The organism is Segatella copri (assembly GCF_024330485.1).
GTDB classification, from domain to species: domain Bacteria; phylum Bacteroidota; class Bacteroidia; order Bacteroidales; family Bacteroidaceae; genus Prevotella; species Prevotella copri_L.
In genome coordinates this window covers 1-5,352 of record NZ_JANDWX010000061.1, presented here as the reverse complement: position 1 = coordinate 5,352, position 5,352 = coordinate 1, and the positions used below count along the sequence as shown (strand labels likewise).

Below are 5,352 nucleotides of genomic sequence, written 5' to 3'. Positions count from 1 at the left end.
CTTGATGTCGCCATCATGATCCTTGCCGTCCTCGGTCTTCTTGCCCTTCAGTCCTTCCGTGAAGGCACCCATCAGTCCGCCCATCACCTTCTTCACAGTCTCCTTTGGTATCACGCTGATCACCTCGCAGGAGATTGTGTAGTTGCCATTCTTCTCTAGGCTGGCATTGATATAAGTGTCGTTGGCGTAGCTATCCTTGGTGGCATCCTCGTGCTCGTGATGCTCGCCCACGGCATATTGGCTTCCGTGGCAGGCGAAGAGCAGTTTCAGCTCCTCCAGGTAGCCCTCCACCACCTCGTCGGTGTTAGCCTGGTTGCCTATCTTCATGATGTCAAAACCTATCGCCTTCTTCATTTCCTGCATGATGGGCATGGAGGCGATGTCCTTCATGCTCGCCTTGAAGAGAGCCTTTGCCTGCTTCTTGATTTGCGAGAGATTGGTAATCTTGGTGATGCTACCATATTCATCGGTCTCAAAGTTGATGGTGGTGCCTATCACGCTCTTGGCGGTGCGCTCCGCTACCATGGCCATCATCTTGTCCCGGAAGTTGTCGCCCACCGAATCGGCCTTTACGTCCAGGAAGGTGTAGCTCATCTTATAGCCCTTGCTGGTGGAATCGTTTACCACGAGGCGCACCTGGGTGGATACGCCGAGCGTCTTCACCGTATCCTTGCCGTTCACCTTCCACTCATTCTCATAGATCCAGTATTCGCAGGTATCACCCTTGCAGAAGTAGGCCACCACATTCACCACCGAGCCTTCGCCAGCTGTGTCCACTTCCAACGTGTCGGAGTTGTTCGATAGCCATTGACTATCAGTGATTTTCTTGGCAATCGATACCGTGTCCTCTACCTCAGGCGACATTTCTCCGCCCTTCACGATGCTGTGGTTGGCGAGCAGTCCGCAAGCTATCATGCAGCTCATCACTATCAACGAGATTTTCTTCATAAGTTCATTTTTTATGTTGTTTATTCTTCAAGTTTTTATTTCTCGCTGCAAATTTACGATTTTTTTTGTAAAAAAAGCCAAGCTCCTAAAAAAAACTGTAAAGTTAACCCAAGTTTAACAGTAAGTACGGTGCAACGAGTTAAGCGATTAATAAAAGTACAATCACAGCAATAAAACTATTAATTTTACGTTCTTTTCAAAAATGGGTTGTGCAATAGTGGCTTAAAGGCTAAAAGCACTACCTTTGAATAATAAGTAACAACACGTTTAAGGTCACAATTTGTGATCTCAAAAATAATAGAAATATGGCAAACAAAATAGACAAAAAAGAACCAGTCGCAATTTGCGACCAGTCCAAAATAGATGTTACAAAATGCGATACCCATGAACTCGCAGGTAATATCGAACCTCTAATAAAAGTAATTAGAGGGCAACAAGTTATGCTTGATAAAGATTTAGCAATGCTATATGGGGTAGAAGCTAAAGTTCTCAATCAGGCTGTAAAACGCAATGTTGAACGCTTTCCTAATGACTTTCGGTTTCAATTGACAAAGGAAGAATGTTTAAGGTCACAATTGTGACCTTAAACGAAAAACAAGGTCAACACCTCAAATATATGCCGTATGCTTTTACAGAACAAGGCGTGGCAATGCTTAGTAGTGTTCTCCGTTCACAAACAGCTATTGAGGTTAATATTCGGAAACAACAAAGAACTTACTTGTAAAGATAGATATATGAAAATATTGAATACTCGCATATTAAAGAAAAGCGTGATAACACTTAGTTTTTTGTGCTATCTTATAACCTGTGGGTTCGTACCATATTATTATGATGAAGCAACTAATCTCTGTTATGGTGATGGCTTTTTCGACTTGTTCTTTGGCTGGTTTTGTTTCGTATTTCCGGAAATATTTACGAAAATATATTCTTTAGCATGGTTTTCAAACATAACATACATTGTTGCTATAAGGCATCTAATAAAGGGAAATAGAAAACACTTCGTATTGTGGATTTGCATCACCATAATATTGAGTAGCCTTTTGATTATTTGTCCAAGAACAGAAACTGACACTTGGGGGAATATACACCATTTTACGTTGACGATAGGTTATTATTTGAGAATTATAAGTTTCTTTGTATTATTAATTGGTGGATTAAATGTCCTGTTTGTACAAAATAGGAAAGGGGATAAAAGGCTGATGAATGATGGACGGATGAAAAGTAAGCAGCAAATATTCTTTCTGACAAAATCAGATATAGTCAAGATTATGTCTATGGTTGAAATAAAAATTCCAATAGAATATACCCTGCTGGGGGCATTTAATCAGGAGACGATAAGAAGAGAAAACACCATATCAAATTTTTCTAAACTTGGTCATACAGGCTATGCCAATTGGATATCTTTGGATAATAGATACATGGTGCTCCCCTTAAATAATGAGGTGAAGTATAGAATTGAGAAACAAAGAAATGGCTCTTTTCATTACATTGTAGATCTTGCATCTAATCCTACAGGTGTTGAGTTAAGTACTGGAGGGATATACGACAATGCAGAAAATGTTTTAATCGCAGGTCGTGTTGCAGTCTTTACTGATAGCTCAATCGAAGCCATGCAAATCTATAAAGAAATATTGAGAGCTATGAATAAATGTTTTACCAGGAAAAATAACATCTTTGTATCTCAAGAGGTGTTATCTTTATTGGAAGATGGATGGCGATTAACATGTAATTATAATGCGCCTTGTGAAAATGATTTCAAATAGTATATGTTGCAAATTTCAACTTTGCTATAAATAAACTTCGGAAGGAGAAATATGAATTCACTATGTTTATGTCTAGAAAAAGAAGCAGGCAATGGAGAAAAGATTTTTTGATAATTTTATAAATAGCAAGATTCAAAAAAAATGGTTTAAAGAGATTGTTCTGCAAAAAAAACAATTCTCAAGATCAAATAATAGAAAAAATTGATCAGTGGTGGAAAATGTATAACGATTTAAAGTCAAACAACGAAAGATGAAAAGATTACTATATTGCCTTTCCTTTTTTCTATTATTAGGATGTAGAAGGGTTGCTGATTTTGATTTTGACACTCAAACTCAATCTCTGACTATCAATGATGGCTATTTTTACGACATTTGTTTTGAGAATGATTCTGTTACTTCTGATGGGAAACTATACGAAGGAGCTTTATTGCTAATTTGGGAAGATTCTACATGCGTTCCTCCAAAAAAAATTAAATTGAGCAATATTCCAAGAGGGTATACAATTAGTCGTGGTGGACTACCATCAAGAAGTGAAAAGATAAACTTAAAGGCTCACTCAGTCTATACGATTTCTTCTACTGGAATGGGAGCTGTAGAGTGCCGTATAAAAGTATGGACGAATCAGAATGGAAAAGTTGTTAAGACTATAAAACTTTCACAAACAGACGAATCTATAGAAGAGTAGTCTATGAAGAAATATAGGATGTAATAGTACGTTTTACAGAAATGTATTACACTCTATGGTCTTAGTTTTTTATTTAAAACTCATTAAAATCCGTAGATAGTAAGTTTCTATCTGCGGATTTTATATGATGATTACTATACAATAGTCCGTTAAAAAACGAAATAACGCAAAGAATCTGACAAATATCAACAATGCACTAAATATGCTGCAACTTGCTCAACGTCGTAGGAAGTATCATAGTTATCAGCCTATTTGAATGGCGCGACAGAAACAGGATGGAGAGCAGGATTGCAGAGACGCACCTTTGGCAGAAAAACATGTATGACTTGAACATGTGTGTCGCCAAATAATCCCTACTTGGTGAGACAATGGGAAAACATTGATAGACATATTATTGTGCGTTTTCTGATTAATACTGCAATTCAATGCAATAAATTCAATAGCCAGGCATCCTTCACCTTGTAGAAGGTATGCTCAGCACTTGAAGGATGCACAAGCATCAGAATGTTGTAGTCAAGCACTTGGAAAGTGCCATTTAACCTTTCCTGTTTGTTCTGCTTTTCATTGTATGACTGTATCAACAAATAGGTACCATCAGCATTTAACGTGAGTGTTGTTTCAACATCAGACGTTAATACACCGCAATATGTCCCAGCCACGGAATCCAAGCTGGCTCTATTTCCCGAAACTGCCGTATATTCTTCAAGCTTATCGGCACACCTGCCTCCAGCGTAATGAGGCTGGCGAACGAGTGTCGTCCCGAATGGTAGGAATAGGTAAGTCCGTTCTCTTTTCCTCAAGCACATCGAAAGCCTTTTGGATGGAAAGCAACAACTGCTCGATGTCCTTGTTGGTCTCCACGGCTTCCTTGCTCTTGTCCTCCTTTGGCTGCTTTAGAGCTTTATGTTAATAAAACTACAATCATAGCAATAAAACTATTAATTTTACGTTCTTTTCAAAAAAAGGGGTTGTGCAATAGTGGCTTAAAGGCTAAAAGCACTACCTTTGAATGCTGTTAAATATGGTAATGTTTAAGGTCACAATTTGTGATATTGGAAAAATGAATATAAATATGACAGATAAAATAGAAAAAAGAAGGCAACCTTTGCAGTGCCGTACAATGGCGAGGACAACAACGATTATGTCGATGGCAAGGGCTTCTGCTGCAATGACGGCAGCTTGGAGGCTGCGAAGGCACGAGCTTTGTCGAGAGCTGCAAAGAATAACTTCCAAGAGGGCGACGCATACGAGAAGATGCAGTTCTACTACCACCCAGACCATTTGGGTAGCAGTAGTTATATCACCAACCTTGATGGCGAGGTGGTACAGCATATCGAATATGTTCCTTTTGGTGAAGTGTTGTATTCAGAAAGCGAGTCTTATTCCTATATGAATAATCGGGGGCAAAGAGTCATGGAAACTCTAAGCAAAGAAGAAGCAGCAACTGTTGGTTTAAATCATGTAAAAAAGAATGATATTACAGAAAATGACATTCGTAAAGATCAAGGATTAAATCCACGAGGAGCATACTAATTTAAAATCAAGTCATTGGATGGAATTTATCCAGCCAATGGCTATTATAAAGACAAATGATTATGTTCAGACTATTTTTAATTATTAGCCTATTATTTACTATAGGCTCGTGTTCTAATACACGTCAAGATAAAAACAATCTCAAAATATCATCGCTATCAAACCATCTTCAAAAGAAGGGAAAATCTATAATCTTAGTTATGGATTTTGGAGATTCCGATTATCAAATAATTGAATATTGCGACACGATATTAACATATGGGATAGGATATGTTAAAAATGCAAATACAATATCAAATAATAAGGCTCTTCGCAAATTTTGGTGCACATAGTGCTAAAGCTTAAGCGCAACCTTTTTCTCCAACAAGGTGATGGAGGCTCGTCCTGCCATAATTCGTTTTACTGTTTTTATCTTGCATACCG

4 protein-coding genes and 2 pseudogenes are annotated in these 5,352 nt (G+C 38.2%); 4 read left to right on the top strand and 2 right to left on the bottom strand.

The window, feature by feature from the left end; translation table 11 throughout:
• A partial coding sequence (locus tag NNC77_RS15925) for a hypothetical protein (protein ID WP_254971796.1) occupies window positions 1–948 on the bottom strand: 948 nt, incomplete at its 3' end.
• A 440-nt stretch (window positions 949–1,388) separates the two neighbouring features.
• Here NNC77_RS15925 and NNC77_RS15920 point away from each other — a divergent pair.
• From NNC77_RS15920 to NNC77_RS15910, 3 genes and pseudogenes are all read left to right on the top strand, one after another.
• Window positions 1,389–1,645: pseudogene (locus tag NNC77_RS15920) on the top strand (ORF6N domain-containing protein); the annotation flags it as partial.
• 418 nt (window positions 1,646–2,063) lie between these two features.
• The gene (locus NNC77_RS15915; RefSeq protein WP_182384359.1) at window positions 2,064–2,711 is read left to right on the top strand and encodes a hypothetical protein; all 648 of its coding nucleotides are present in this window, start codon (window positions 2,064–2,066) and stop codon (window positions 2,709–2,711) included.
• Between the two features lie 250 nt (window positions 2,712–2,961).
• Window positions 2,962–3,396 carry a hypothetical protein gene (locus NNC77_RS15910; protein ID WP_118192470.1) on the top strand — a complete coding sequence of 145 codons (435 nt, stop codon included), beginning with the start codon at window positions 2,962–2,964 and terminating at the stop codon, window positions 3,394–3,396.
• A gap of 422 nt (window positions 3,397–3,818) precedes the next feature.
• Here the strand turns inward: NNC77_RS15910 and NNC77_RS15905 are convergent, their stop codons facing one another.
• Window positions 3,819–4,202 carry a copper resistance protein NlpE N-terminal domain-containing protein gene (locus NNC77_RS15905; protein ID WP_118192471.1) on the bottom strand — a complete coding sequence of 128 codons (384 nt, stop codon included), beginning with the start codon at window positions 4,200–4,202 and terminating at the stop codon, window positions 3,819–3,821.
• Window positions 4,203–4,500: 298 nt separating this feature from the next.
• On the opposite strand from NNC77_RS15905, the pseudogene NNC77_RS16795 reads away from it, so the two are divergent.
• Window positions 4,501–4,767, top strand: a pseudogene (locus tag NNC77_RS16795) (RHS repeat-associated core domain-containing protein); the annotation flags it as partial.
• Window positions 4,768–5,352 lie beyond the last annotated feature (585 nt).